Here is a 26,201-nt window from a genome sequence, read left to right as displayed (position 1 = left end):
TTCCCCTAATCTAAAACATCAAGTACGATAAGGTTGTAGGAGAGCATCGGACAAACATCAGCCACAGGATTACCAAAAAGAAAAGAGCCGATGCTAGTGACAAAGTCACTTCCATCGGCTTTCGTTCTCTCGGCAAAGGTGTAGTAAATGTGTAGTCCAAAGCAACCCGGAAACCAAAACGGACTTAGGGTCCCCAAACTCCGTGGATAACCATCTCCATTAAATCTCTTCTAAAACACCTTTAACTAATTCAACAAATTTAACTTTTACCTTACCTGCGACCTCAATTACCTCATCGTGGTTTAAAGGTTGATCCAAAATACCACTCGCCATATTTGTTAGGCAAGAAATACCGAGCACCTTCATACCTCCGTGTGTTGCTACAATAGCTTCAGGTACAGTAGACATACCAGCAGCATCGGCCCCTAATGTGCGGAACATACGGATTTCTGCAGGAGTTTCATAAGTAGGACCGCTCCACCAAGCATAAACTCCTTCTTGTAACGTAATGTCTAACTTGTTCGCTACATTAGTTGCAATAGTACGTAGCTCCATGTTATAAACTTTCGATAAATCAGGGAAACGAGTTCCCAATTCATCATTATTTGGTCCGATTAATGGATTTGTCCCAACTAAATTAAGGTGGTCAGTAATTAACATCAAATCTCCAGGGTTAAAGTTTGTATTAACAGCACCGCAAGCGTTTGTAATAATGATATTCTCTATACCTAACGCTTTCATAACACGTACTGGGAATGTTACTTCATCCAAAGTGTAGCCTTCATAATAATGAAAACGACCTTTCATTGCTGCTACTATTTTTCCGTTTAGTTCTCCAATAACAAGTTCGTTCGCATGCCCAATTGCTTCCGATTTTGCGAAGTGTGGAATCGTGCTATAAGGGATTACTACTGAGTTTTTAATCTCATCTGCTAGCGTCCCTAAACCAGAGCCGAGTATCAATCCGATTACAGGCTGATTGTCCGTCTTACTTATAATAAAATCTCTAGCTTCTAAAATATCTTGAATGTTGTGCATAATAATTCCTCCTTGAAACGATACGCTAAGTATACACCTGCTATAAAAATTTAAGCATGTTGTCGATAAAAGTCTAATGGACTTAAGGAGCGTTGTAAAGAAAGCTTAACAAATAAACCTTTTCCAAACAGATTTAGTACAATTATTTAATAATGTGGATAAAAGTATGTAGGAAATTAAGTTCGCGATTGCCGCAACAAGAGTTTAGTAGAATAGAAAATTAGTAGAAATCTCTACCTGATACAAGTAGAAATCTCTACTTTTCTATGTTTCCAAGTTTCAATCTTAATATAAAATCTCTCCTAAGCGATAATCGTTTGTAATAACAAAGTCAATAACTCATCTAAAGTTTCTGGTAATTGTTCTGGTAAACCTATTGGACTCTTCATTTCTATTCCTCCTTTGAATCTTGTAATCTATTAACAATATAGTCAGTCTAATCGGAATTTATACATACATTTAGAAGATAATTTTAAATAAATTGATAATCTCTTAAAAAAAGATATTATCTGCCTAAATTCTATAATCTAGCGTTCTAAACCTTAAGTATAGGTATTGTCAGCTTCTCTCAAATGAAAATAAAGAATTAATAGACTATTGACACTAGTAAGTTATATATATATTATTAACTTGTACACATAAGTGGTCAACTAATAAAATATGACTAAAGGAGGATTAGAATTGCTAGATAAGAATGATTTTACTCCTTTGTATATTCAACTGTATCGTCAATTGAGGTTGAAGATAGTAAATGGTGAGTACAAACAAGGGGAAGCGATTCCATCTGAAACAGAGATGATGAAGTTGTTTGATACGACTCGAGGCACCATTAGAAAAGCCCTGTCTTTGTTAGCTAATGAAGGGCTAGTCCATCAAGTTCGTGGGAAAGGTACTTTCGTTCGACTAAGTCCACTTCAGTACAGCATTACCAATTTTGGTGGCTTTACGGATTATTTGAAAAACCGTAATGAGTTAGCAGTTTCGAAAGTATTAGAACAAAGCAAGCTGACAATGGATGGAACAGAATACTATCAGTTGACGCGAGCTAGAGGTGTGAAAAAGGAAGATTCCGTTAGCTACTTGATGATTGATACCTCGTTGCTTCCAGTGGACTTGTTTCCAGACTTAGATAAAAACAATTTTGAGAATGAATCGCTTTACAAAATACTGCGTGAACAGTATCGAGTTAAGCCAACGCGTTCGGAAATCTCTTTGTCACCTGTATTAATCGATGACCAAATGAGAAAAATATTAGATTTAAAAGATGAAGAAGTGGCATTACTGCAAGCAGAAGGAAATATATATGATCAAAACAATAGAAACATAGAAAAAGTGAAAATCGTTTATGCACCCACTATTGAGTTCAATATAATGACGAGTATTAACTCACCAAAATAAATATTTGATGTAGTTAATGGAAGCGTATACATTTTGACGAGTGCTGTATCCACGCTGTAAAGATTAAATAATTTTATTTAATTTCTATAAAAAATTGAATGGGGGATGTCATGTGAAAAAGATGAACAAGTTAACAATTTTTTTAATTCCGATTGGGATTGCAGTAAATTTTATCGGAGGACAAATAGCACTCTTATTAAAATTACCACTCTATCTAGATTCAATTGGAACGATTACAGTAGGTGCACTTTGCGGTGGAATACCAGGAGCAATTGTTGGAGCAATTACAAACGTTAGTATTTCCGTTACAAATCCTACAACACTTGCTTACATTTGGTTGAATATCGGTTTCGGTTTACTTGCGGGTTATTTATCGAAAAAAGGTGTATTTAAAAAACTATGGAAAACAGTTTTTGCTGGTTTGGGTTTCGCTATTATTGGCGGAGGTGTTGGGTCAATGATTACTATTTTGCTCTTTGATGGTTTAGGTGCTGGAACAACAGGTATGATTACTGGCATGTTAATGACAGTAGGATTATCGGTACAGGCAGGTGCATTTGTTTCTGAGTTATTTGCTGATTTACTAGATAAAATCCCTACATTAATTATTGTGTTTTTTATTCTTAAAAGTATTCCAGTACGAACATTGGCAAAGCTTCCACTTGGACATGTTCTAATTGACAAGGACAAGTTGCAAGGTACGGCTCAAAGATTAGCCTGACAGTGAATAGAACTTTATAGTCATTCGCTTATCCCCCGCATGTAGCGTATTTCTGCATGTGGGGAAATTTATTTTTCGTGTTACTTAATTTGTATGAAGCGAAAAAACCACCACTTTGGAAAGGAGACATGTACATGGATTATGAATTTATCTATTCGTTTAGAAAGGCACAAGTACAAAATAATTGGTTTTTAGATTTTAATCCACTTAGTAAGTTAAATATCATCCTCATTTTAGCGGTCATCCCGATTGTCGCTAAGAGTTGGGTAGTCAGTGTGGCAGTCATCCTCTTTTATTTTATTTTCGCAACAGCGTCTAGTCGTATCAAAGAGTTCTCAAAAGTCTATATTCGGCTTGGGCTTCTGATTGGTTCGTTACTCTTCATCATGAGGGCGATGTTCATACCTGGAGAAGACGTACTGATGAAATTAGGCTTTCTCACAATTACACAAGAAGGCGTGGACCATGGGGTGCAGTTTGCTACATTGGTTGTTGCAATTTGTGGAGCGCTTGTATTTTATAGTGTTGCTACGCAAGCGAAAGACTTAATGCTTGCCCTAGAAAAAAAAGGTGTCCCTCCTACGGCTACCTACGTTATTCTATCTTCGCTCCAGTCTATTATTGACCTTGGAAGCATGTCGAAGCTAATTATGGAATCACAGAAAGCGAGAGGAATCGAGACGGAAGGAAAAGCCATTCATCGAATTAAAGCTTTTTTCCCGATACTAGGACCGTTGTTTTTAGGGGCTATTTCAAACTCAGAAGAAAAGGCGATTGCGATGGATGCAAGAGCATTTTATGCACCCGTAAAAAATACACATTTACGTGAATTAAGGTCGGTTCCTCAGTCTGAGAAGATGATTTTGCTTATCTTCAATCTTGCTTTTATAGGATTTATCGTATGGAGGGTTGTTGGATGAACTGTATTTCACTAAAAAATGTATCCTATAAGTATCCCTATACGGAAGAATTCGCTCTCCAAGAGCTGAATTACGCGTTTGAAATAGGGAAATGCTACGGTATTATTGGCGCGAACGGAAGTGGAAAAACAACATTTTGTAATTTACTTAGAGGGATGATTCCTCATTTTTTCGAAGGTAATCTTACGGGTGATGTTCTGATTGAAGGGAACGATGTGCGTAATTGGGATAGTAATTTATTATCCACCAAAATAGGGTATATCTTTCAAAATCCTTTTACACAAATCAGTGGAATTAAAGAAACTGTCTTTGAAGAAATTGCGCTTGGCCTTGAAAATCTGGGTGTTGAAAAAGAAGCTTTGATTGATCGAGTCATCGAAGTTGTGAAGCTTTTAAAACTGGAACAGCTCATCAAGAAAAATCCGAATAATCTTTCGGGTGGTCAAAAACAACGCGTTGCATTTGCATCTATTATTGCCATGAATAACGATATCCTTGTGATTGATGAACCGACTTCACAGCTCGATCCGGAGAGTACTGCTGAGATTTTTTCGATTATCAATCTGTTAAAGGAACAAGGCAAAACTATTTTTCTAGTTGAACATAAAGTGGATTTAATAGCCGAGCACTCGGATGAAGTTATCGTGTTAAAAGATGGTCGGATTACCTTAAGCGGTTCAACGCGAGACGTGCTTTCCAATATGGATCTACTTCAAATGGGTGTTATGCTTCCGCAAGCAGCTATGCTCAGTTACGATATGCAAAAGGCAAATAAAGCTTTCGATACAATCGTGATAACGAAATCCCAGGTAATAGATCAGATCAAACAAAGGGTGGGTGTATAAATGGAAGCAATTGAGTTAAAGAATGTTTCGTTTGCTTACCCTGATGGACATGTAGCTAACGAAGAGCTGAATTTGATTATTCAAAAAGGGGAAAGAGTAGCCATTGTAGGACAGAATGGAGCAGGAAAGACGACAGCAGTGAAATTAATGAATGGGTTAAACAAACCTACGAGCGGTGATGTGCTCATTAATGGCGTGAATACCAAAACGCAAACTACCGCCAAAGTTTCAGCCTATGTGGGCTACGTTTTTCAAAATCCGGATGATCAGATTTTTAATAGTAATGTCCAAAAAGAAATCGAATACATGCTTCATTATTTAAAACTAGATTCACAAGAAATCAAGCGACGTGTCAGTCGGGCAGTAGAACTGACTGGGATCGAGGGTTATTTAGACATGAATCCATTCGATGTGTCCTACTCAATCAGGAAGTTTATAACTATCGCTATGGTATTGGCTCTAGAAACCCCATATATTATCCTTGATGAACCCACTGCAGGACAAGATTTACATGGAATTCAAACACTCACAAACCTGTTAGATAGATTACAGGAAGAGGGGAAATGTGTAATTACAATAACCCATGATATGGAGTTTGTAGCAGATAATTTTAGACGTGTGATAACCATGGCAAATAAAAGGATTATTGCAGATGATTCGGCACGGAATACATTTTGGTCTACAGAAATCTTAACGGAGGCTAGGCTTAAAAAACCTCAAATTGGAGAGATTTCTGAGGAACTCGGTATGGAAGGGAATATCATCTACCGACATGAACTAGTGGAACTACTAAACAAGAAGTAATGAATAGACAAATATAAAAAATTGGTATGAGGTGAAGGGATTGCGTATCCAAAAAAAGGATTTTCTAAGCTTGTTTCATGTAAAAAACCCTATATTGGCAATGATTCATTTGAAAGGTGAAAGCAATGAAGAGAAGGTAGAAATTGCTAAATTGGAAATCAATCAATTGATTGACAATGGCATTGACGCTGTAATCATTGAAAATTATTTCGGTACCCCTGAAGTTGTGGAAGAAGTGTTGAACTACCTCTATACCGAACGAAAAAACATCATTTATGGTGTCAATGTTCTCGATGATGATAAGAAAGCATTTGAACTGGCCGTTAAATACGATGTGAAATTCATTCAATTGGATTCGGTGGCAGGACATCTGAACCTAGATGAAGATCTAGAGTTTGATGAATGGATTACGAATGCACGCAAACAAACAAATGCCTTTGTACTTGGTGGCGTTCGATTTAAATATCAACCTTATTTGTCAGGTAGAACGTTAGAAGAGGATTTAACAATTGGGATGACTAGATGCGACGCAATCGTTGTGACAGGCGAGGGGACAGGTTTAGAAACAGATATTACTAAAATCAATGAGTTCAGAAGGATTATGGGAAATGACTTCCCGCTAGTTGTCGGTGCGGGTATTACTGTAGATAACTTTAAAGAGCAACTTAACGTAGCTGATGCTGCAATTGTAGGAAGTTATTTGAAGGACACATTTAAAGATGATGGAAATGTTAGTGTTGAAAACGTGCGTCATTTTATGATGCAAGTAAATAACGTACGATAGAGTTTTCCTATCGGTAGTGGAGGGGTTACATATGAAGAGCGATTATTCTTTTTTTGTTGGAGACATTGCGCTAGACGAATATTATAGGGCTCCGTATTGGCCGGGGATTCGTGAAAAAGTCCTTGTTGAAACGTTAGACGCTTACGTTGGTGGAATGATAGCGAATGCAGCAAGTGTCTATGCGGCTTATAATGAAAATATTTACTACCTTGCTTTGCTTAATAGCGGAAACATCACACAAATTCTATGTAAAGATTTAGAGGATAGAGGAATAGACACGCGGTATATTCTCTATGATGATACGCTGCCAGATGCGAAGAATATGATTATATTAGCAGAAGATGACCATACATTATTTATCCCTACATTGGGTATTACTCATTTTGAAATAACTCATGAAATTATCGATGCAATGTGCAAGGCAAAATACGTATATACATGTATTTCAGAAATCAGACCTTTACGATGTGGAGATATGCATGCAATCGATATTATTAGGAAAGTCAGAGCAAGTGGTGCGAAAATGGTATATGATCTGGATGTTGCTCATTTAGAAGCGGGTGACGAATTATTTATGGAAGAGATGGACATTGTATTTTTCAACAAGATTGGTTTTGATACCTATCGAAAAGAGAACACAAATGAACAAGCTATCGCTCAATTACTTGAATTTGGAACAGAAATTGTAGTCGTTACACATGCAGAAGACGGGTGTGCTGTATATACAAAGGAAGAGCAGATTCATGTTCCAGGAATCCCAGTTCAAGTTGTCGATGTAACTGGAGCGGGCGATACATTTTGCAGTTCGTTTATTCATGCGCTAAATAAAAGTGATGATTTAACACTTGTGGCCCGTTTTGCAAACGCAGCAGCTGCCCGAGCAGTAACTGTTATGGGTCCTCGTGGTGGAGTGGCTTCAAACGAGGAAATTATTGACTTTATAAAAGAGCGGAATCTCCTCCTAGATAATGCATTCGACTGTTTCTTAGTCTAAATGACATACATATTAGGGAGAGGGTAACGTATGAAAATCATTGCACAACCTGTTTCATCAATTGATTTCTCGGAATATGGAAAGTACTACAATATGAGTAATCAACCTCATAATGTTGCACGTTCAGAAGGCGATGGATGGAAGGATAGTATGACGAATACACCCCTTATACATTCAGAAGGGCATTTAGGATTAACTATTGGATCACCTTTGCCAAGTAAAACATATAAAATGGAAAGACATTTGCATACAGAAGAAGCTCTTTTTTGCATGGCAGATCCCATTGTGTTGGCGCTTGCAAATAGTGGAAATCGGAAGCAACCTAGAGCGGAAGACATCAAAGCAATCATCATTCATCCAGGGGAAGTTATTGTGTTGAAAGAAGGGATTTGGCATGATGCCTGTCATGGGATTGATGGTGTGGTACCTTATTATTGGTTCGCCCAAGTCCTTGACACCCCAACTGAGTGGATAGAAATAGCAGATGGACCTGTTGAAATTCGGGTTGCTGCACACTAAAATGTTGTTCCCTGTGTTACACACAATTCGGATACTTTTCTGAATAGCGTCTGATACAAGGGTGTTTTCACAAATTATTTATGACGCTGAGTATGGTAAATACAATGAATCAAGTTGCACTGTTACAATTGGAAAGGCGTAAGAACGGATGAAGGGTATCTCTAAGCTAAGAGATACCCTTCATCCTATTTATTGGGAGAATAAAATTCAATTTTGTCTGGATCTGGGCAAATTCGCACGTTTGTCGCAAAGTGGCCACCTAATTCAGAAGTTGGTATTACATTTTTTATTATTTTACTGTTCCCTTTGTTATGGCACTCTTATTCTTCGCCGTATCTAATGCGTAGATACTTAATGTAGAGCTGTATCGTAAGTATTAAATCCTAAATTGATCCCCTCCTTGTCAAATTTTTAAATGACATCATAAAACTATATCATTTTTAAAATCATCTTAATATAAGGAGAATGATTAAGTGAATGGGGTATTAATTGTTCTAAAGCTATTCTGCTAACCATAGCTTGGGTGGAACAGAAGAGAAATATCTATTTGACGATTACGAAAGCATTCTATATTATAGATAGGTACCCGAACTTAATCGGGAGAGGTTCATAGCTGATACCCTCTATAAAAAACTATGGATACATGACTTTTCGCCATGTCCATATTTGGGCATGGCTTTTTTGTTTTTTTATCCTATATGTTTGCAATAGAATGTTAGAGATCCTCTATAAAAAGTTGTATTAGGAGGTTTTTATTATGTCTGGCAGAAGCCAAGAAGAAGGTTTAAAAGATTTAACATTGTTAGGTAATCAAGGCACACAATATTCATTTGAATATGCACCAGAGGTACTGGAGTCGGTAGATAGTTTACATTCAAATAGGGATTATTTCGTAAAATTTAATTGTCCAGAGTTCACTAGTTTATGTCCAATTACACAGCAACCGGATTTTGCGACAATGTATATTTCATACGTACCGGATAAAAAGATTGTGGAAAGTAAGTCGCTAAAATTATACTTATTTAGTTTTAGAAACCATGGTGATTTCCATGAAGATTGCGTCAACATCATCATGAACGATTTAATTAAATTACTTGATCCTAGGTATATTGAAGTTTGGGGAAAATTCACACCTCGTGGGGGAATCTCGATTGATCCATGGTGCAACTATGGGAAACCGGGTACCAAATACGAAGAGATGGCAAATTATCGTTTGATGAACCATGATCTCTATCCAGAAAAAATAGATAATCGATAAACGAGGAATTGTATAGTCCTCCATATGAAGGAAGAGGTTTTTAGCTACCCTCTTTAAAAAACTAAGAAGAAAACAGCATTCTTTTTAGGGTGCTGTTTTTTCGTTAAAAGGGAGTTTTACAGAAGATGAAGCAGGAAAAAGCAATCATTGTGTTTAGCGGAGGTCAGGACAGTACCACTTGTCTGTTCTGGGCAAAAGAACGTTTTAAAGACATTGAAGCAGTGACTTTTGATTATGGGCAGAGGCATAGTTTGGAAATAGAATGTGCAAAGGAGATAGCAAAGGATCTTGGTATCAAGCACCACATTCTTGATATGTCGCTCTTAAATCAGCTTGCTCCAAATGCTTTGACCCGAGATGACATTAAGGTAGAAGACGGAGATAAAGGGGAGCTGCCATCCACTTTTGTGCCCGGTCGAAATCTACTCTTCCTTTCATTTGCCGGAGTATTAGCAAGCCAAGTAGGAGCGAAGCATATCGTGACTGGGGTTTGTGAAACAGATTTTAGCGGATATCCTGATTGCCGAGATATTTTTATTAAATCCTTGAACGTATCGTTGAATTTATCGATGGATGCTTCTTTTGTAATTGATACACCTTTGATGTGGTTGAACAAGGCACAGACATGGGAGCTTGCGGATCAGCTGGGGGCACTTGAGTTTGTTAGGGAAAGAACGCTAACATGCTATAACGGTATAAAAGCAGATGGCTGTGGTGAATGCCCGGCGTGTAAGCTGCGAAAAAAAGGGCTTGATGAGTATTTAAGCTTAAAAAAGGAGTCCTAAGGCATGTCTAATTTTAGAATTGTCGATAGGCTCCAAAAAATAAATGAAGATATCCAAATGAGCCAATTAAAGTATCATTCAAAGCGTGTTCTCGTAAGTAAAGAATTTACCTTCGATGCTGCCCATCATTTACATAACTATGAGGGGAAATGTAAAAATCTACATGGCCATACATATCGAGCTGTTTTAGGGGTAAGTGGATACACGGATGATCGCGGCTTGATGATTGATTTTGGCGATATAAAAGAAATATGGAAGCAAAAAATAGAGATTGATTTGGATCATCGTTATTTAAATGAGACTCTTCCATCGATGAATACGACAGCAGAGAACATCGTTGTTTGGATTTACGAAAAGCTGGCTGAAGCACTGTTTGATGTAGAGCGATACAATGGTGCGCGTGTAGAATTTATCAGATTGTATGAAACTCCGACAAGCTATGCTGAAGTGAGACGGGAGTGGATGGAAGTTGAGTAAGGTACCTGTTATGGAGATTTTTGGACCAACTATTCAAGGTGAAGGAATGGTAGTGGGACAGAAGACCATGTTTGTACGGACTGCCGGATGTGACTATTCCTGTTCCTGGTGTGATTCATCTTTTACGTGGGATGGAAGCGGCAAACATCTTATTGTCCAAATGACAGCAGATGAGATTTGGTCAGAATTGAAACGTCTTGGGGGTAGTGGTTTTTCATTTGTCACGATTTCGGGAGGAAACCCAGCACTCCTTCGTAACTTGGATGCACTCATTGCTCTATTAAAAGAAAACGACTTAAAAATTGGAGTAGAGACACAGGGAAGCAGATGGCAGGAATGGTTATACGAAATCGATGAACTGACGATTTCACCAAAACCGCCAAGCTCTGGAATGACTACGGACTTTTCGGTGCTCTCGGATATCATTGGAAAACTTAAAATTCGAAATAGCGAGCAGCATATATCGCTTAAAATAGTCGTTTTCAATCAAGAGGATTATGAATATGCCAAGCAAGTTCACCGTCGATACCCGACGATTCCTTTTTACCTACAAGTAGGAAATGACGATATCACAACGACTGATAACCCTCGACTAATCAGCCATTTATTAGAGAAGTACCAAGCGCTGATTGATAGGGTGATAGCAGATGCGGAATTAAAAGACGTCAAAGTTCTGCCACAGTTACATGCTCTTGTATGGGGAAATAAAAGAGGGGTATAGTGGGCGGCAAAAAAACTGTATTAAAACTAACTTGAGGAGTAACATCATGAGAATATTATTCTATTTATTATCTATTGTCACAGCTAACGTGGTAACGGCAGCTTTTGCACCATTACAATTTGGGATGTTTATCGTTCCTATGGGAACTCTATTAATTGGAGCAACCTTCATTTTCCGAGATCTTGTGCAAAATAAATATGGTAGAGCAAAGACGTATTTATTTATTTTTATAGCTTTAGCATTATCCGCAATAGTTTCATTCATACTTGGTGATACACTATTGATTGTGGTAGCATCGGCACTTTCATTTGTTGTCGCTGAAACAGCTGATACAGAGATTTACTCTCGGTTGAAACTACCAATGGCTTGGCGTGTGTTCTATAGCGGAATCGTTGGTGGATTTCTTGATTCTGTCATTTTCGTTATAATTGGGTTGAGTCCACTAGGGGCTAATATACTTCCTTGGGAAGCCGTACCAGCCGCTATTTTGGGTCAAATTATCGTGAAAACTATTATTCAAATGTTAGGTGCACTAATCTTGAATCAAGTTTATGTAAGCAAGGAAAAAAGTATCCCTTCAAAATAATTATTTTAAATAAAGTCCTCCATTAGAAGGGAGTATACAATAGTTGATTTTCGTTTCATACCGGCGGAAAGCGTCCGCCTTGAACGGGAATCAACGGGGCACATACTCGCTAAGAGATAACTTGGAGAGTGTGTGCCCTCCCATTAGAAGGACTATTTTATAACTATAAAAAATAACCCATCCTTGATTAATTCTCGGATGGGTTATTATATGTATTTTTTATTCACTATTTTCAAAGATAATAATATTGGAGCGGGTGAAGAGAATCGAACTCTCATCATCAGCTTGGAAGGCTGAGGTTTTACCACTAAACTACACCCGCGTAATTATGGTGGCTCAGGACGGAATCGAACCGCCGACACAAGGATTTTCAGTCCTTTGCTCTACCGACTGAGCTACTGAGCCTCTTCGATTTGCACTAAGCTACGTATCTCTTCGTCAGCTTCATTCGTTCAGTCAGTTACGTACTTTAGTACGCGCCTTTCTTCACTCAATTGCTTCCTCGAGCTACTTGCTTATTCCAAATCTCTAATCGATTTACGCTAAGCTGCGCAACTCTTCGTCAGCTTCATTCGTTCAGTCAGTTACGTACTTTGGTACGCGCCTTTCTTCACTCAATTGCTTCCTCGAGCTACTTGCTTATTCCAAATCTCTAATCGATTTACGCTAAGCTGCGCAACTCTTTGTCAGCTTCACTCACTCATTCAGTCACATACTTTAGTATGCTCCTTCTTTCGTTCGATTGCTTCCTCGATTTGCTTGCTTATCCTAAATCTCTATTAAGTTTGTACTAAGCTTCAATTTAATATGTACAAAGCTACAGATATCTCTGTTTGCTTCTATGAATCTTATAATAAATTAAATGGCGGTCCCGACCGGGATCGAACCGGCGATCTCCTGCGTGACAGGCAGGCATGTTAACCGCTACACCACGGGACCATTTGGTTGCGGGGACAGGATTTGAACCTGTGACCTTCGGGTTATGAGCCCGACGAGCTACCGAACTGCTCCACCCCGCGACAATAATATGCTTACTTATTATAGTATACCACAAATACTAATAATAAGTTAAAAATGGAGGAGGAAGAGGGATTCGAACCCCCGCGCGGTTTGACCCGCCTGTCGGTTTTCAAGACCGATCCCTTCAGCCAGACTTGGGTATTCCTCCGTATTAATGTCGGTAAGTATTACTATCAATTATTAGCGACATATTATATTATAATTTATTTTTCCTAATAAAAGCAATGTTTTTTTAAAATAAATACAAAAGAGAAAACCAATTGCTTTATTCCATATACATTTGGCATCCATTCGATGCGCCAAACAATAAAAGAGAATCGAAACGAATATGGCGTATCGCTGGTTTTTAGGATTTGGTTTTCATACTGAAATACCGCAATTTACCTCTTAGAAGATTTAGAAACTCAACAATTTTTAAATTAGCCAACACTAGTCGATTGGAGTGGAAGGCGCGAAGACTCCTACGGGAACAGCACGAGCCGAAGCACCCGGACTGAGCGTAGCGAAATTAATTTTTGCGACGAGCTTGCGCAGGAGCATTGTTTTTTGCGACGAGCTTTGCGCAGGAGCATTGTTTTTTGCGACGAGCTTTGCGCAGGAGCAAGGGAGAAGGCTGAGGCCGTGCCCGTGGAAAGCGTAGCGCCTGAAACGGAAATCGACGATTTCTTACTATGTATTGTAAATAAAAAAACTGTAGACAGTTTCAAATTTCTTTGAGTTTGTCTACAGTCTGAGGCATCTCTATAAAGAGATGCCCTTAAGTTTATTCGTTAATAATTTCTTCATATCCAACCATTTTATCCAAGTGGCTGGCAATCATAGCAATAATCGTGCTGCCCTCTTCTTTTTTAAATGTAAAGTTACTTTCGTCTTCAAAGAACTCAGAGTCTTCTGTCCAGATTCGGTTAACTCTTCGCAAAACACCATCACCGTTAGCGCTGTCTATACCAAATTGATAAGTAACTTCAATCTTATCCTCAATTTGGAAAGCAGTAACTTCTGGAGTTTCCCATTCAACGTCAATTTCTTCAAGAGTAATTTCACCATCTAGCACTTCGTATTCCTCTTCCAAATCAAAATCCTCATCGTCATCGTCGTAGTCATCATCGTCTATAAATTCATGAAAGCTTTCATGAACGGCTTCAATTATATCCGTAATGTCATCTAAAATAATTCTTGTTGGTTGTTGGATTGTTGTATCAAAACTTTCTTCGTAAAATTCTTCATTATGAGGGTCGAAAAGCAGAGTATAGAAATATTCTCTTTCATCCTTATCTGTTTCGACAAAAAATTCAATTCGTGGATGTTTGGAAGCCTGATTTACACTCATATGTCCATTTTTGTCATATTCCTCACAAATGGATTCCAATTGTTCCTGAAGCTCACTAGTTACTCTGTTAAACCATTCCATCGACATGTCGTCTTCGCCTCTTTTTCTAGTATTTTTCCTCTTCTATCTTCTCCCAAATTGTTAATTTAATTCATTTTATTTATAACCAATTTTTTGTATTAATTATGTTACTGAATAGTTTTAGTAGGATTGGGGACGATAATTTTTGTATGACCTTATTAAAAAGAAGGAGGAACTAAAATGAGTAAAAACATTCCAAAGCCAGATGATCGTTCAGATAATGTAGAAAAGCTTCAAGATATGGTGAAAAATACAAAAGATAATATGGAAGCAGCTGAAGAATTAATGCCATATCTTGATGGCAATGAACGAGAGGCAATTAAACAGAAGAATGCACGACGTGAAGAGAGTCTTGAAGGTTTTCGAAAAGAAATTTTAGATGAAGCTCAAGCACGAAAAAACGGTTATTCATAATATTAGGTAAAAAGATGGGGAGAAATTCTCCATCTTTTTTAATTCTCGAAGTTATTTCACTTTAAAAAACATAGGTACTTCTTTTTTGGACAATCTAACAGAAAGAAGAAAGTTACATGAGGTGATATTCATGATAATAGAAAGGTCGTCTGAGTGGAAAGAAGGCTTTATAGATAGATTGGAAAATCGTGAAGCTTGGGATAATTGGACATTATACAATATGAGTTACGAAGTGATGAAGGCTAATCTGATTACAGATTTTTTAGGTCTTCAATCTCCTAAGTACTTACCTAATTTAACACCCCTTAATCATCAATTAGATGTTGCGGAAACGGTCATCGAAAGGATGAATGGAAAAGCGATTCTTGCAGACGAGGTGGGACTTGGTAAAACCATTGAAGCGGGTTTGATATTAAAAGAGTATCTTATACGGGGACTTGTAAAAAAAGCGTTGATCTTAGCTCCAGCGTCACTTATTAATCAATGGATTGAAGAGTTAAATTATAAATTTTACATCCCCGCTATTGCTTATAAAAAAAATTATTCATTAGATCATTATGAAGTAGTGGTAATGAGTATGGATACCGCCAAGAAAAGCCCACATAAAGAACTTATCTATGAGCAGGATTATGACATGATTATTATTGATGAGGCGCACAAATTAAAAAACCATAAAACAAAAATTTACGAATTTGTCCAAGGTTTAAAGAAAAAATTCTGCTTATTGTTAACTGCTACACCAATTCAAAATGATATCTTTGAACTTTTTTATCTTATTTCTTTACTGAAACCAGGACATCTTGGTAATTATGAGACCTTTCAATCGGAGTTCTCTGCGAGCAAACATAACTTAGAGCACGATGAATATTTAAGAGAATTGGTCAATCAAGTTATGGTGCGAAATAGAAGACATGATACGGGAATTGAATGGACAAATCGAAAAGTTGAAATTATTCCTATTCAGTTTTCCAAAGAGGAAAAAGAAGTGTACGACATGATTTTAGAGCTTAAAAATATTTCGCCAATTTTTTCAGGTGCTTTTTCTATGATCACGCTGCAAAAGGAAATGTGTAGCAGTAAGGAAGCAACCTATTTGACGTTAAATAAAATGCTTCAAAAATGTACGGAACCAGAAGAGATTAGTTATATAGAAGAAATCATTCAAAAACTTAGTGCATTGGAAATAAATTCGAAAGCAGAAAAGGTGTATGAAATCATTTCAAAGGCAAATGATAAGGTCATCGTCTTTACAGAATATAGAGCGAGCCAGGTTTATCTACAATGGTACTTACAATCTAAAGGCATTACAAGCGTTCCCTTTAACGGAAAGTTTAACAAATCGAAGCGAGATTGGATGAAGCATTTATTTAAAGAAAAAGCACAAGTATTGATTGCGACGGAATCTGGAGGAGAAGGTATTAACCTACAGTTCTGTCACCATGTCATCAATTATGATCTTCCCTGGAACCCGATGAAGTTAGAGCAGCGAATTGGGCGTGTCCATCGTTTAGGGCAGGAACACGACGTCCATATATATAACTTAGCCATCGATAACACGATTGAGAAGAATATATTAGATTTGTTGTATGTAAAAATTGATGTATTTGAAAAAGCCGTTGGTGAGTTAGATGACATTTTATCAACTTTTAAAAAAACTATATAAGCTGATTCTTGATAAGGAAGGAGGGGAGGATGTGTATGTACCCAAAAGAAGTTCACCGTTATTTACAGAAATTCTTTATGGAAAATAACTGTCAAATCGTCCAAAACCATGATTATTACATGACGGTCCAATTAACGGTTGATATGGATAAAAAAATTATGAATCGCCCCTATTATTGGCAATACCTAGAAAGTACAAACGGGGTGCCATGTCCAGCTCAACTAACCTTAATTACAGATCAAAATAAGCTTGTTGAAAAGATTAAAGGGGAGGTTGTCCACTTTGGTTCCCCCCGACTAAATCAAATTTTTCAAACGACCAGACGGATGGGTTCATTTGTGCATATGTATGAGAAAATTGATAACACAGAGGCAAGAACGATATTAACTCCTTGGTTAGGAGTGAATTATAAAATATCGTATTACTGTGATCAAACGAAGGAAATGCTTCATTCTTTAGGCATAAACTTGATGACAGGTAGTATTATCGATCATTTTCAGGAATCGCTAACAGGACTTGAATTAGAAACAACTTCGTCTCAAAATACATTTAACCTACCTTATATTATCAAACCACTCCGTGCACTTGAACGATTAGAAGAGATTATTGACCATCTTATACAAAAAGATGATCACACTTGGGCGGAAGAAGCGAAACAAAGATGGCAAAAGGACTTGGAAGTACTAGAATATTTCTATGAAGGGGTTAACGTTAAACCAGAATGTTATGAGATGGAGAAAAAAGCACTACAAGAACAATACGAGCCTAGGATAAAAATAGAAATTATTAATGGCGGATTATTTTACGTTAAATAAATTTCATACAACATATTAAGACCGTTTGATAATCATATCAAACGGTCATTTATATGGGAAACTAGATAATTTTTTAACAAGTATTGGAATTAAATTAGGGCTAGCGTATAATTTTATTATATATTATTTAGAAGAGTCGCTAGTGAAGTTGGCACTTACTCAGGAGTGGAATACTTGGAATTACTAATAATAAGGCACGGCCAATCAGAAGCAGACTTGTTAGGTGTGCATGAGGGAAGAGCGGATTTTTCTTTAACCGAGCTAGGAGAGAAACAAGCAAAGAAAATGGCCGCTTTTGTAGCAACACACTTTCCTCCAGACATTATCTTATCAAGCCCATTAAAAAGAGCGAAAAGCACAGCCTTAACACTTCAAGAAGAAGTAGGATGTGTATTAATCGAGGATAAAGACTTAATGGAATTTAATAATGGTGTACTTGCTGGACTTTCAAGAGAAGTGGCTGCTATTAAATATCCCTTACCTCCCAATGGAAGACCTGCTCATATTCCGATTGAGAATGGAGAATCAGAGTTGGAATTTCGTTTTCGAGCAGAAAGGATATTTCATAAAATAACAAATGAATACCAAGAGTACAAGCGGGTGGCGATTGTCTCTCATGGTGGACTAATCTCCCAATTTCTTAAAGCATTTCTTCAGCAGTCAAATACCAGTAATTTTGTATATGCTACTGGAGATACGGGTATACATTTATTGGAGATTAAAGAGAATGTGAGAGTTATTAGATTTTTAAATAATCAGGCGCACTTAAGTTAAATTAGGGGTGGGAAAGTGATACTACATACACATACTAGAGGTAATGGGGAACCAATCGTGTTTTTACATACTGGTCTACAGACAGGATTGACAGACTTTGAGTCTCAAAGAGAGTATTTCAGTAAAGATTTTCAAGTTTTATCACCGGATTTAAGAGGACACGGGCAATCTATTTCGAATGATATACAAAATTTTTTCGAGGATTCTGCGAGAGATCTATTCGAAACGATTGAACATTATAAACTAAAAGCTATCCATTTAGTAGGATGTTCATTGGGGGCTTTAGTTGCTATTAAGTTTGCTCAGCTATATCCTGAGAGACTTTACACATTAACTGTTTCGGGAATTACTCCAGTGAAACCGGATAATTGGATAGAGCTTCATAAAGAAGATGTGGATTCTCAAAAGAATGTAATGAAGAGCGAAGAAGCAAATAATTATTTTAACCAATTACATTCTTCCGACTGGAAACAATTCATTTTAAAGGGGAGAAATGAAGGTTGGTATCCATTCGATGATGTTAAATCAATGCACGAATTTGATTTTCCGGTCCTATTCATCGTTGGAGAAAGAAACCCACACGAAACGGTTGGTGCAACAATATATCCAAAAGCTAATAAAAATGTACATGTGGCAATCGTTCCCTTTGCGGGCCATTTGGTGCAAACAGAACAACCAGAAATATACACTAGTATAGTAGAAGAATTTATAAAACAAACATAACTATTAGGAGACTGTAGATAATAGTAGCTCCTCCAACGGATACTATTCCATCTATACAAAAGCAATAACAGTCTCGAAAATAATAAAAAACCTGGAGCAGCAATTAGCGCTCCAGGTTTTTTATTATTTCTCTACAACTACCCCATCAAAAGCTGCTTTATATATCGTATAAATGTCTTCTTTTAATAAAGGCATTGGGCTACGAGCAAGGATGCGTTTTTGCTCGACGGCATCGTTAGTTAAGCTATCTAGTGCATCTTCTGTAATGTTAAAGCCTTTTAAAGTAGATGGAATGTTCACATCTTCTACAAGACGTTTCAACTCCGCTACACATTTATAAGATGCTTCTTCTTGAGATAGATTTGTAGAGTTAAAGCCCATCGCTTCAAATATATCTTTCATTCGTTTTTCACAGCTTTGGCGAATATAGCCCATTACATATGGAAGTAAAACGGCATTTGAGTCCCCATGTGCAACATGGAATTGTCCGCCGATTGGATAGGCTAATGCATGAACACCCGAAACACCTGCGTTGAAGAAAGCGAGACCTGCTAAGTAACTTCCATAGCTCATATCAGTTCGAGCTTGCTTGTCCTCGCCGTTTGATACAGCAGTTCTAATTGAGTTACTGATTAAACGAATTGCTTGTAGAGCCAATGCATCCGAGATAGGACTAGCGTTTTTAGAAATATACGCTTCTACTGCATGTGTTAATGCATCTACTCCAGTTGCAGCAGTAACTTTTGGTGGTAAAGAAATAGTTAATGCAGGATCGACAATTGCCACGTCTGCTAACAAATAGTCGTGTGTTACTACGTCTTTTGTAGTTTCCAAAGATAGAACAGAAATATTAGTCACTTCTGAACCAGTCCCCGATGTAGTAGGGATTAAGATAGAAGGGAGCCCTTTTTTTGTCACTTTTTTTGTGCCAGTCAAATTTAAATAATCTGCAACGTTCCCGTCATGTGCTGCTAACACACCTGCAAGCTTTGTTAAGTCTAGTGCGCTTCCGCCGCCAATTCCGATAACCATATCAAATTCATTGTCACGAGTGTAAGCGACTAATTTTTCACCAATAGCTAAAGGTGGTTCTGGTACAACCTCTGTGTAGATTTCCATCACGTAACCTGCTTCTTCAAGTGGAGAAACTACTTGATCAGTTAAGCCAATCTCCTTTAAAAAAGGGTCCGTAATAACGAGAATTTTTTTTGAATTAAAGCGATTTACTTCTTCTAATAGATGAGAAAGTGAACCCCATCCAGTATAACTAACTGGAGGTAATGTAATTTTTTCAGACATATTAACACTCCTTATTGTTGATTCCAAACTACTAGTTTGGTTTCTGTCATTTCATGAATCGCATACTTTAAGCCCTCTTTACCTGTACCGCTTTCTTTTACTCCGCCATAAGGCATTTGGTCGATACGGTACGTTGGGATATCGTTAATCATTACACCTCCAACTTCTAATTCTTTAGAAGCTTTAAAGGCTGTTTGGATATCGTTCGTAAAAATACCAGCTTGTAGGCCATAGTTTGAATCGTTGATAGCGTGAATACCTTCTTCAATAGAAGAGATTCGGTTTACAACAACGATTGGTGCAAAGACTTCCTGACAGGAAACTTTTGAAGTGGGGGATACATTTGTTAAAATGGTTGGCATGAAAACACCATTTTCAGTAGTGCCTCCCGCAATTATTTCCGCGCCATGCTCTACTGCTTCCTGTACCCAGCTCAATGCTCTTTCCTGCTCACCTGGATTGATCATGGCAGCTATGTCTGTTGTTTCTTCTAGCGGATTTCCAATCACAAGTTCTTTTGTAGATGACGAAAATTGTTGGATAAATTCTTCAAATAATTCATCCATTACATACGTTCGTTGCAAGGAGATACATACTTGCCCTTGGTTTGAAAATGCACCCATGACACATTTTGGTACGATTTGCGATAAATCCACGTTCTTGTCTATGATCAATCCTGCATTGGAACCAAGTTCGAGTGCTACTTTTTTCAATCCTGCTTTATCACGGATACCTTTTCCGACTGCAGGGCTACCTGTAAATGTAATCATTTTCACTTTGTCACTTTCCACTAGTGCGTCTCCAATTGTTTTACCGCCACCTGTTACAACGTTGAATGCACCTTTAGGTAAAGCGGTTTGATCAATCAATTCAGCTAAAAATAGAGCAGAAAGGGGAGTTTGTGATGCTGGCTTTAGGACAATTGTATTGCCAGCAGCAATCGCAGGTCCTACTTTATGTGCTACTAAGTTTTGTGGAAAATTGAAAGGTGTAATGGCACCGATCACTCCAATTGGCTGTTCAATTGTGTAGCCAAAACGATTTGCACCATTTTTTGCAGCGTCCATCGGTATCAATTCACCAGTTAATCGTTTTGCTTCTTCAGCTGCAAATTTATAAGTTTCAATTGTGCGGTCAATCTCTGCTAATGCATATTTCATCGGCTTCGCCGCTTCAAAAGAAATAATCTCAGCTGCTTTTTTGCGGTTATCAATAAACAATTGTGTAATATGCTCTAAAATTGCAGCACGTTCGTAAGCAGTAAGTTCAGCCATTTGTTTTCTGGCATCGTATGCAAAGTCGATTGCTTGTTCTACTTCTTCACGTGTTGCTTGTGGTATTTGTGCAATCACTTCTTTAGTATGTGGGGAGTGGAGGTCAGCTAGTTTTTCTGAAGACTTCCATTCACCATTTACGTAAAATTGCTTTTCCATCAAATAATCATCCTCTCGTATTTAACTCATGTCTTCTTCGGTTATTTTATCTTTTATAAATGTATCGTCTACTTCACCTTTGAAGAAGTCTTTACCATAGATTAAAAAGCAAAGTAACAACCCTACTGCGAATCCCCATGCAGCTCCTTTAATACAAAGAACTGCACCGATAATACCAGCAATCCCTAAATCACGTTGGCTCCGTGATTCAAGAATACCAACTTTCACACTTACATACCCTTGAATTAACATCGTTAAAGCTAAAGCAACGCCTAAGATCGGTTCTACTAAACTAACTATTGGTAATAAGAATAAACCTGTATTTGTACCCCAACGGAAGGAACCGACACCACCGAAGATGGAATCCATAGCTTTACGGCCTTTTTTAAATCGTTCAATCATAACTACTTGCATCGCAGACCATAATGGACCGCTCATTGTAACGTCCGGACCTAAAATACTCATTACACTGTTACGCATACCGAATATTAAATGTGCACGACTTGGGCTATATTCAACTTTTTCATCTGGACGTACTGCTGCACCATCTTCAACTAAAGCTTTTGTTTGTAAAACATCACCGAATAATACAATGTAAGCTGCAAGTACAGTAGGTAAACCAGTGATAAACATCATAAGTGGTGGGAAGCCTAACCCAAAAACAGTATATTCATTCCATAATGTGATGAAGTCTGGAGATGAGATACCCCATTGAATTGTTGGCCAAGCTGCTTCTCCGAATAAAGGAGCAATAACAACTGCTATAATAATCACTGGGAAAATACCTAGTTTAGCAATCGTTCCCCAAAATGGATTGCGATTCTGGAATGTTGCAAAGTGTTTTGAAAATAAAAGATAGAATCCGATACCTATTGCAATTGTAATTGTCCATGGAAAATCATCGAATTTCCCACCGATTTGAAAAACAGAGATGATAGCTGCAAATCCTGCGCCAAGAATAACACCAGATTTCATCGCTGCTGGAATTAATTGTACGACTCTTGAAGCCAAACCGGTTGCGCCTAAGAAAAGAGAAAGAATCCCGAGCGTCATCTGGAAAGCTATCAGCGAATGTACTCGTTCAGGTCCTTCAGGGAACTGTTGGCAATATAACATGATTAATGGAATTGCCGGTGTAATCCATCCTGGAACAGCAGGGTCTCCAAGTAAATGATGCAGTAAATAGAAAAGACCATTTAGTACTATAATTGCTAAAGCTACTTCAAATGGCATTCCTAATAATTCAATTAATAGTGGAATGGCAGATAAATCAACTGCACACATAAGTAACCCTTGAACATAGTCAGGCCATTCAAAACGATAATGAATAAAAGGTAAACGTATTTTAAAAGGTCCTGCTGGTATGTATGGAGATTCTTCCCCAAACTTTCTGTCTTTCCATTTCATAAAAAAATTCCTCCCCCTAACATAATGAAACCCCTTTCAAAACGATATAAATAAAAAATAATCTTACATGAATACGTAACCATTTTTAGAGAAAAATATATAGACTAAAAATGGTTACGTATTCATTTTTGGGAAAAAATAAAACAAACCCTTCAAAAGGCTGTTTTATATTTTCCGTGTTGTGTTTCTACCAAACACTTTAACAGATTCAGTAATTTGTATGCAACCATTTTTTTTATTTTCAATCATTTCTATCAATTTCTGAATAGCTATATATCCTAGATTTTGCTCAGAGACGCTACCAACCGTAGTAAGCTGAATGGACCCATGGCGACTTAAATCTACGTTATCGATTCCAATAATACTAATATCCTCTGGTACCTGTAATTTTTCCTGTATAGCGTCATCGATTAAGTTTAAAGCAATCGAATCAGCTCCGGCACAAATAGCAGAAGGGCGTTTTTTTAGTTGGAGTAACTCATGGAAAGCACGTGTAATATCTTGTTTAGACGTGTCCGTGTTAATAATATATTGCTCTTGGAGTGGTACTTTACAATCTTCCATCGCTTGAAGAAATCCAAGATAACGGTTATTGAATGTGCTAACGTTCAAAGTTCCACCAACCCAAGCAATTGCTTCGTGGCCTTGTTCAATCATATGCTTTGCAGATAAATAACCAGCATGAAAATTATCAATTTCAACAAAGTATTCATTATTTTTGTGTTTTCGGTTATAGGTGATAAATGGAATGTCCATCCGCTTCAGTTTTTCAAATATTGGATCATCAATTAATATACAGGATAAAATAACGCCGTCAACTTTATGGGCAATAGCAGTTGCATATGCTTCGGAAAGGTTTTTGTCATTAACGAACTGTACATTCACCCGAAAACCCTTTTCATTGGCATAATTTACGATTGCTGTTGTTGTATCTACGAAAAAAGGATTATGTAGTGGACCTGATAAAAGGGCAATTGTATTGGTTTTATTTTGAACAAGAGAACGCGCATGTCCATTTGGTATGTAGTTTAACTCGTCGATTGCTTTCATTACTTTATCAAGAGTTGGTTTTTTAACAGTTTGAGGCATATTTAATACCCGAGAAACTGTCGTTTGGGATACTCCTGCGTGCTTTGCCACGTCTTTAGATGAGACCAAAACGATACCTCCTTTTTACGTTGATAATACATTATTTTATACAAAGTTGCTATATGTAAATGCTTGTATAAAAGAGAAGAGAGATTCTTTCCAACATGCTTTATATTGGCTATCATTTAAGGAAGGGTATCTTTGAGAAGGAGCGTGAAAATTTTGCCATTAGAAATCGTACGAAATGATATTACTAAAATGACGGTAGATATTATTGTTAATGCAGCTAACGTTTCCCTTCAAATGGGTGGAGGAGTATGTGGAGCTATTTTTCAAGCAGCAGGTGCAGAGCAATTGCAAAAAGCGTGTAATGAAATTGGAGAGTGTCCTGTAGGGGAGGCAGTCATTACGGATGGCTTTCAGTTACAAGCAAAGCATATTATTCATACAGTCGGTCCAATTTGGAGGGGAGGCTCACAAAACGAGGAAGCACTACTTACAGCATGCTATGGAAATGCATTGTCTTTGGCTAAACAATACAATTGTAAATCTATCGCTTTTCCCCTCATTTCTTCTGGCATATATGGCTATCCGAAAGAACAGGCTTTACAGGTTGCCATTTCAACCATTAGTGCCTATTTGATGGAACATGAAATGTATGTGTATATGGTTGTTTTTGATAAGAGTGCATTCAGATTAAGTGGAAAATTATTTACTTCCATTCATGAATACATTGATGAATATTATGTTGAGGAACTAGGTCTACAATTTTCTCGCAATCGACAAGAAGAGCTATTTGAACTGGAGTCTCAAGTTATATTAGTGGAAGCTTCAATAAAAAAGAGGAGCTTGGAAGATGTATTTAAACATATGGAAGAAACATTTTCAGAAAGACTTTTACGTTTAATTGATGAAAAAGAGATGACAGATGTGGAGACGTATAAAAAAGCGAATATTGATCGCCGTCTTTTTTCTAAAATCCGCAATTCTGTTGATTACACTCCGCTCAAAAAAACAGTGATTGCCTTCGCTATAGCATTAGAATTAGATATTGAGGAAACAAAGGATTTGTTATCTAAAGCTGGCTACACTTTGTCACGTAGTAGTAAGTTTGATCTTATAATTGAATATTTTATGGAAGAAGAGATTTATAATATTCACGAAATTAATGAGGCATTGTTTGCTTTTGATCAAGTTCTGTTAGGTGCTTAATTTGTCGCTTTGGAAGCGACCTATTTGGAATTCGGAATTGTTATTCTGAGTTTGTAAATAACAAACTTAGGAGGAAGACGAAGATGAAAAACAATTTAACAGAGTTAGTTTTTATTCTTGATAAAAGTGGATCAATGGCAGGACTAGAGGCAGATACAATTGGTGGGTATAATGCGATGCTTGCCAAGCAAAAAAAAGAAGAAGGCGAAGCAACGGTGACAACTGTATTGTTTAACCACGAATATGAATTGCTCCATGACCGTATTAATGTAGGAGGAATTTTCCCAATTACGGAAAAGGAATATGAGGTTGGTGGAACGACAGCCTTGCTTGATGCAATTGGATCTGCAATTCAAAAAATAGGGAACGCACAAAAAAGAACAATGGAAGGGGAACGCGCTGATAAAGTGTTGTTTGTAATCACGACTGATGGTATGGAAAATGCAAGTTGCGAATATACCTATGACAAGATAAAATCAATGATTGCACATCAAAAAGAAAAACATGGATGGGAATTTATTTTTCTTGGTGCAAATATTGATGCCATTTCCACTGCTGCAAAGTTCGGAATCAGGGAGGAGTTTGCTGTAGAATATCACGCGGATAATGAGGGGACTCAGTTAAATTTCCAAACACTCAATGAAGCTGTAACTTCATTCCGTAAAGGGAAAAAGATAGATCGAACTTGGAAAAAAGATATTGAAGAAGATTTTCAACGACGCTTGTAATAAGGAGTGTTGCGGATGTTAGAAAGAAATCAGCCGTTAAGAATAGGTTGGTTTCTTTTTTTTTGTAATTTTCTTATGTAGTAACTGTAAAAGGGATATATGTAGGAATTAATGAAGGTTTCTAGATATAGTCACCATTAATTGGGGGAAACAATAAATGGTGACTTTTTTCACAATGGTTATTTTAAAATAAATCCAACTACAGGTATAGATTTATTTCTATTTCAAAGTATTAACCACCAGAAATTAACCAAATATCTTGGATAATAATAATTAATATATCCATATAAATTACCTCCTTTTTCTAAATAATAATTCAATATTATGGTATAATTACAAAATATCAGAAAAATAATATTGGGG

Annotated in this window: 26 protein-coding genes, 5 tRNA genes, 1 pseudogene and 2 riboswitches; of the genes and pseudogenes, 21 read left to right on the top strand and 11 right to left on the bottom strand. The window is 37.2% G+C overall.

The annotated features are described in order from the left end of the window. Positions 1-219: 219 nt before the first annotated feature. The gene (locus tag P2Q73_RS15350) at positions 220-1,038 is read right to left on the bottom strand and encodes a purine-nucleoside phosphorylase (protein ID WP_275788836.1); all 819 of its coding nucleotides are present in this window, start codon (positions 1,036-1,038) and stop codon (positions 220-222) included. Between the two features lie 681 nt (positions 1,039-1,719). Between P2Q73_RS15350 and P2Q73_RS15345 the strand changes: the two genes are divergently transcribed. The 13 genes from P2Q73_RS15345 (at position 1,720) to P2Q73_RS15285 (ending at position 11,850) form a co-directional block, all read left to right on the top strand. Then, positions 1,720-2,436 (top strand): GntR family transcriptional regulator, encoded by a 717-nt coding sequence (locus P2Q73_RS15345; RefSeq protein WP_275788833.1) that lies wholly within the window; start codon positions 1,720-1,722, stop codon positions 2,434-2,436. Between the two features lie 112 nt (positions 2,437-2,548). After that, the gene (locus P2Q73_RS15340; protein WP_275788831.1) at positions 2,549-3,157 is read left to right on the top strand and encodes a hypothetical protein; all 609 of its coding nucleotides are present in this window, start codon (positions 2,549-2,551) and stop codon (positions 3,155-3,157) included. Positions 3,158-3,291: 134 nt separating this feature from the next. Beyond that, the gene (locus P2Q73_RS15335; RefSeq protein ID WP_275788828.1) at positions 3,292-4,077 is read left to right on the top strand and encodes an energy-coupling factor transporter transmembrane component T; all 786 of its coding nucleotides are present in this window, start codon (positions 3,292-3,294) and stop codon (positions 4,075-4,077) included. After that, positions 4,074-4,922, top strand: coding sequence for an energy-coupling factor ABC transporter ATP-binding protein (locus tag P2Q73_RS15330; RefSeq protein ID WP_275788825.1), 849 nt, complete (start codon positions 4,074-4,076; stop codon positions 4,920-4,922). The genes P2Q73_RS15335 and P2Q73_RS15330 overlap by 4 nt, the downstream gene beginning before the upstream one ends. Then, complete coding sequence (locus P2Q73_RS15325; RefSeq protein WP_275788823.1) at positions 4,923-5,726, top strand: energy-coupling factor ABC transporter ATP-binding protein; 804 nt, start codon at positions 4,923-4,925, stop codon at positions 5,724-5,726. It abuts the gene before it with no gap. A 40-nt stretch (positions 5,727-5,766) separates the two neighbouring features. After that, positions 5,767-6,510, top strand: a complete 744-nt coding sequence (locus P2Q73_RS15320; RefSeq protein WP_275788821.1) for a BtpA/SgcQ family protein — start codon at positions 5,767-5,769, stop codon at positions 6,508-6,510. Positions 6,511-6,541: 31 nt separating this feature from the next. Beyond that, positions 6,542-7,504, top strand: coding sequence for a carbohydrate kinase family protein (locus P2Q73_RS15315; RefSeq protein ID WP_275788818.1), 963 nt, complete (start codon positions 6,542-6,544; stop codon positions 7,502-7,504). 30 nt (positions 7,505-7,534) lie between these two features. Beyond that, positions 7,535-8,023: an ureidoglycolate lyase gene (locus tag P2Q73_RS15310; RefSeq protein ID WP_275788815.1), complete on the top strand. Its 489-nt coding sequence runs from the start codon at positions 7,535-7,537 to the stop codon at positions 8,021-8,023. Between the two features lie 596 nt (positions 8,024-8,619). Continuing rightward, a riboswitch (PreQ1 riboswitch) is annotated at positions 8,620-8,666 on the top strand. Positions 8,667-8,780: 114 nt separating this feature from the next. Continuing rightward, a complete protein-coding gene (queF, locus tag P2Q73_RS15305; RefSeq protein WP_056828772.1) occupies positions 8,781-9,281 on the top strand; it encodes a preQ(1) synthase in 501 nt (166 codons plus the stop codon). A gap of 27 nt (positions 9,282-9,308) precedes the next feature. After that, a riboswitch (PreQ1 riboswitch) is annotated at positions 9,309-9,352 on the top strand. A 54-nt stretch (positions 9,353-9,406) separates the two neighbouring features. Further along, on the top strand, positions 9,407-10,066 hold the full coding sequence (queC, locus tag P2Q73_RS15300) for a 7-cyano-7-deazaguanine synthase QueC (RefSeq protein ID WP_275788813.1): 660 nt from the start codon (positions 9,407-9,409) through the stop codon (positions 10,064-10,066). Positions 10,067-10,069: 3 nt separating this feature from the next. Beyond that, on the top strand, positions 10,070-10,543 hold the full coding sequence (gene queD / locus P2Q73_RS15295) for a 6-carboxytetrahydropterin synthase QueD (RefSeq protein ID WP_056828768.1): 474 nt from the start codon (positions 10,070-10,072) through the stop codon (positions 10,541-10,543). Continuing rightward, positions 10,536-11,264: a 7-carboxy-7-deazaguanine synthase QueE gene (gene queE / locus P2Q73_RS15290; RefSeq protein WP_275788810.1), complete on the top strand. Its 729-nt coding sequence runs from the start codon at positions 10,536-10,538 to the stop codon at positions 11,262-11,264. Before queD ends, queE begins: the two co-directional genes overlap by 8 nt. 46 nt (positions 11,265-11,310) lie before the next feature. Next, positions 11,311-11,850, top strand: coding sequence for a VUT family protein (locus P2Q73_RS15285; RefSeq protein ID WP_275788808.1), 540 nt, complete (start codon positions 11,311-11,313; stop codon positions 11,848-11,850). Between the two features lie 248 nt (positions 11,851-12,098). On the opposite strand, the gene P2Q73_RS15280 is transcribed toward P2Q73_RS15285, so the two are convergent. The 5 genes from P2Q73_RS15280 to P2Q73_RS15260 all read right to left on the bottom strand — a co-directional run bounded on the left by P2Q73_RS15280 (position 12,099) and on the right by P2Q73_RS15260 (position 13,018). Next, a tRNA-Gly gene (locus tag P2Q73_RS15280) sits at positions 12,099-12,172 on the bottom strand. 7 nt (positions 12,173-12,179) lie between these two features. Then, positions 12,180-12,255, bottom strand: a tRNA-Phe gene (locus tag P2Q73_RS15275). A 458-nt stretch (positions 12,256-12,713) separates the two neighbouring features. After that, positions 12,714-12,789, bottom strand: a tRNA-Asp gene (locus tag P2Q73_RS15270). A gap of 3 nt (positions 12,790-12,792) precedes the next feature. Further along, positions 12,793-12,869, bottom strand: a tRNA-Met gene (locus P2Q73_RS15265). 56 nt (positions 12,870-12,925) lie between these two features. Then, positions 12,926-13,018: transfer RNA gene (locus tag P2Q73_RS15260), tRNA-Ser, on the bottom strand. A 116-nt stretch (positions 13,019-13,134) separates the two neighbouring features. Between P2Q73_RS15260 and P2Q73_RS15255 the strand changes: the two are divergent. Beyond that, positions 13,135-13,258, top strand: a pseudogene (locus P2Q73_RS15255) (transposase); the annotation flags it as partial. Between the two features lie 375 nt (positions 13,259-13,633). Here P2Q73_RS15255 and P2Q73_RS15250 read toward each other — a convergent pair. Continuing rightward, positions 13,634-14,287: a hypothetical protein gene (locus P2Q73_RS15250; protein WP_056828760.1), complete on the bottom strand. Its 654-nt coding sequence runs from the start codon at positions 14,285-14,287 to the stop codon at positions 13,634-13,636. A 174-nt stretch (positions 14,288-14,461) separates the two neighbouring features. Between P2Q73_RS15250 and tlp the strand changes: the two genes are divergently transcribed. The 5 genes from tlp (at position 14,462) to P2Q73_RS15225 (ending at position 18,670) form a co-directional block, all read left to right on the top strand. Next, a complete protein-coding gene (gene tlp / locus P2Q73_RS15245) occupies positions 14,462-14,695 on the top strand; it encodes a small acid-soluble spore protein Tlp (protein WP_056828758.1) in 234 nt (77 codons plus the stop codon). A 130-nt stretch (positions 14,696-14,825) separates the two neighbouring features. Further along, positions 14,826-16,358: a DEAD/DEAH box helicase gene (locus P2Q73_RS15240; RefSeq protein WP_275788805.1), complete on the top strand. Its 1,533-nt coding sequence runs from the start codon at positions 14,826-14,828 to the stop codon at positions 16,356-16,358. A gap of 35 nt (positions 16,359-16,393) precedes the next feature. Continuing rightward, positions 16,394-17,173 carry a YqhG family protein gene (locus P2Q73_RS15235; protein WP_275788804.1) on the top strand — a complete coding sequence of 260 codons (780 nt, stop codon included), beginning with the start codon at positions 16,394-16,396 and terminating at the stop codon, positions 17,171-17,173. A 174-nt stretch (positions 17,174-17,347) separates the two neighbouring features. After that, positions 17,348-17,947, top strand: coding sequence for a histidine phosphatase family protein (locus P2Q73_RS15230; protein ID WP_275788802.1), 600 nt, complete (start codon positions 17,348-17,350; stop codon positions 17,945-17,947). 15 nt (positions 17,948-17,962) lie between these two features. Next, positions 17,963-18,670: an alpha/beta fold hydrolase gene (locus P2Q73_RS15225; protein WP_275788800.1), complete on the top strand. Its 708-nt coding sequence runs from the start codon at positions 17,963-17,965 to the stop codon at positions 18,668-18,670. Positions 18,671-18,793: 123 nt separating this feature from the next. On the opposite strand, the gene P2Q73_RS15220 is transcribed toward P2Q73_RS15225, so the two are convergent. The 4 genes from P2Q73_RS15220 to P2Q73_RS15205 all read right to left on the bottom strand — a co-directional run bounded on the left by P2Q73_RS15220 (position 18,794) and on the right by P2Q73_RS15205 (position 23,967). Further along, positions 18,794-19,969: an iron-containing alcohol dehydrogenase gene (locus tag P2Q73_RS15220; RefSeq protein WP_275788797.1), complete on the bottom strand. Its 1,176-nt coding sequence runs from the start codon at positions 19,967-19,969 to the stop codon at positions 18,794-18,796. 11 nt (positions 19,970-19,980) lie between these two features. Then, positions 19,981-21,402: an aldehyde dehydrogenase family protein gene (locus P2Q73_RS15215; RefSeq protein ID WP_056828750.1), complete on the bottom strand. Its 1,422-nt coding sequence runs from the start codon at positions 21,400-21,402 to the stop codon at positions 19,981-19,983. Between the two features lie 21 nt (positions 21,403-21,423). After that, positions 21,424-22,809: a hypothetical protein gene (locus tag P2Q73_RS15210; protein ID WP_275788792.1), complete on the bottom strand. Its 1,386-nt coding sequence runs from the start codon at positions 22,807-22,809 to the stop codon at positions 21,424-21,426. Positions 22,810-22,974: 165 nt separating this feature from the next. Next, complete coding sequence (locus tag P2Q73_RS15205) at positions 22,975-23,967, bottom strand: LacI family DNA-binding transcriptional regulator (RefSeq protein WP_056828746.1); 993 nt, start codon at positions 23,965-23,967, stop codon at positions 22,975-22,977. A gap of 153 nt (positions 23,968-24,120) precedes the next feature. Here P2Q73_RS15205 and P2Q73_RS15200 point away from each other — a divergent pair, with 153 nt between their 5' ends. Next, positions 24,121-25,110 (top strand): macro domain-containing protein, encoded by a 990-nt coding sequence (locus P2Q73_RS15200; RefSeq protein ID WP_275788789.1) that lies wholly within the window; start codon positions 24,121-24,123, stop codon positions 25,108-25,110. A gap of 83 nt (positions 25,111-25,193) precedes the next feature. Next, positions 25,194-25,838: a vWA domain-containing protein gene (locus P2Q73_RS15195; RefSeq protein ID WP_275788787.1), complete on the top strand. Its 645-nt coding sequence runs from the start codon at positions 25,194-25,196 to the stop codon at positions 25,836-25,838. Positions 25,839-26,201 lie beyond the last annotated feature (363 nt).

Origin of the sequence: Bacillus sp. Cr_A10, assembly GCF_029222665.1 — a bacterium.
In the GTDB taxonomy this organism is placed as follows: domain Bacteria; phylum Bacillota; class Bacilli; order Bacillales_A; family Planococcaceae; genus Psychrobacillus.
Note: the sequence above shows the minus strand (reverse complement) of the source record. Positions and strands in the feature narration are given on the sequence as shown.

What these genes read in the sequence shown, in the direction of transcription:
- P2Q73_RS15215 (WP_056828750.1), bottom strand. Translation starts at nt 21,402, where the DNA reads ATGGAAAAGCAATTTTACGTAAATGGTGAATGGAAGTCTTCAGAAAAA.
- P2Q73_RS15210 (WP_275788792.1), bottom strand. Translation starts at nt 22,809, where the DNA reads ATGAAATGGAAAGACAGAAAGTTTGGGGAAGAATCTCCATACATACCA.
- P2Q73_RS15220 (WP_275788797.1), bottom strand. Translation starts at nt 19,969, where the DNA reads ATGTCTGAAAAAATTACATTACCTCCAGTTAGTTATACTGGATGGGGT.
- P2Q73_RS15285 (WP_275788808.1), top strand. Translation starts at nt 11,311, where the DNA reads ATGAGAATATTATTCTATTTATTATCTATTGTCACAGCTAACGTGGTA.
- queD (WP_056828768.1), top strand. Translation starts at nt 10,070, where the DNA reads ATGTCTAATTTTAGAATTGTCGATAGGCTCCAAAAAATAAATGAAGAT.
- tlp (WP_056828758.1), top strand. Translation starts at nt 14,462, where the DNA reads ATGAGTAAAAACATTCCAAAGCCAGATGATCGTTCAGATAATGTAGAA.
- P2Q73_RS15315 (WP_275788818.1), top strand. Translation starts at nt 6,542, where the DNA reads ATGAAGAGCGATTATTCTTTTTTTGTTGGAGACATTGCGCTAGACGAA.
- queC (WP_275788813.1), top strand. Translation starts at nt 9,407, where the DNA reads ATGAAGCAGGAAAAAGCAATCATTGTGTTTAGCGGAGGTCAGGACAGT.
- P2Q73_RS15235 (WP_275788804.1), top strand. Translation starts at nt 16,394, where the DNA reads ATGTACCCAAAAGAAGTTCACCGTTATTTACAGAAATTCTTTATGGAA.
- P2Q73_RS15325 (WP_275788823.1), top strand. Translation starts at nt 4,923, where the DNA reads ATGGAAGCAATTGAGTTAAAGAATGTTTCGTTTGCTTACCCTGATGGA.
- P2Q73_RS15250 (WP_056828760.1), bottom strand. Translation starts at nt 14,287, where the DNA reads ATGTCGATGGAATGGTTTAACAGAGTAACTAGTGAGCTTCAGGAACAA.
- P2Q73_RS15240 (WP_275788805.1), top strand. Translation starts at nt 14,826, where the DNA reads ATGATAATAGAAAGGTCGTCTGAGTGGAAAGAAGGCTTTATAGATAGA.
- P2Q73_RS15195 (WP_275788787.1), top strand. Translation starts at nt 25,194, where the DNA reads ATGAAAAACAATTTAACAGAGTTAGTTTTTATTCTTGATAAAAGTGGA.
- P2Q73_RS15350 (WP_275788836.1), bottom strand. Translation starts at nt 1,038, where the DNA reads ATGCACAACATTCAAGATATTTTAGAAGCTAGAGATTTTATTATAAGT.
- P2Q73_RS15335 (WP_275788828.1), top strand. Translation starts at nt 3,292, where the DNA reads ATGGATTATGAATTTATCTATTCGTTTAGAAAGGCACAAGTACAAAAT.
- P2Q73_RS15330 (WP_275788825.1), top strand. Translation starts at nt 4,074, where the DNA reads ATGAACTGTATTTCACTAAAAAATGTATCCTATAAGTATCCCTATACG.
- queF (WP_056828772.1), top strand. Translation starts at nt 8,781, where the DNA reads ATGTCTGGCAGAAGCCAAGAAGAAGGTTTAAAAGATTTAACATTGTTA.
- P2Q73_RS15310 (WP_275788815.1), top strand. Translation starts at nt 7,535, where the DNA reads ATGAAAATCATTGCACAACCTGTTTCATCAATTGATTTCTCGGAATAT.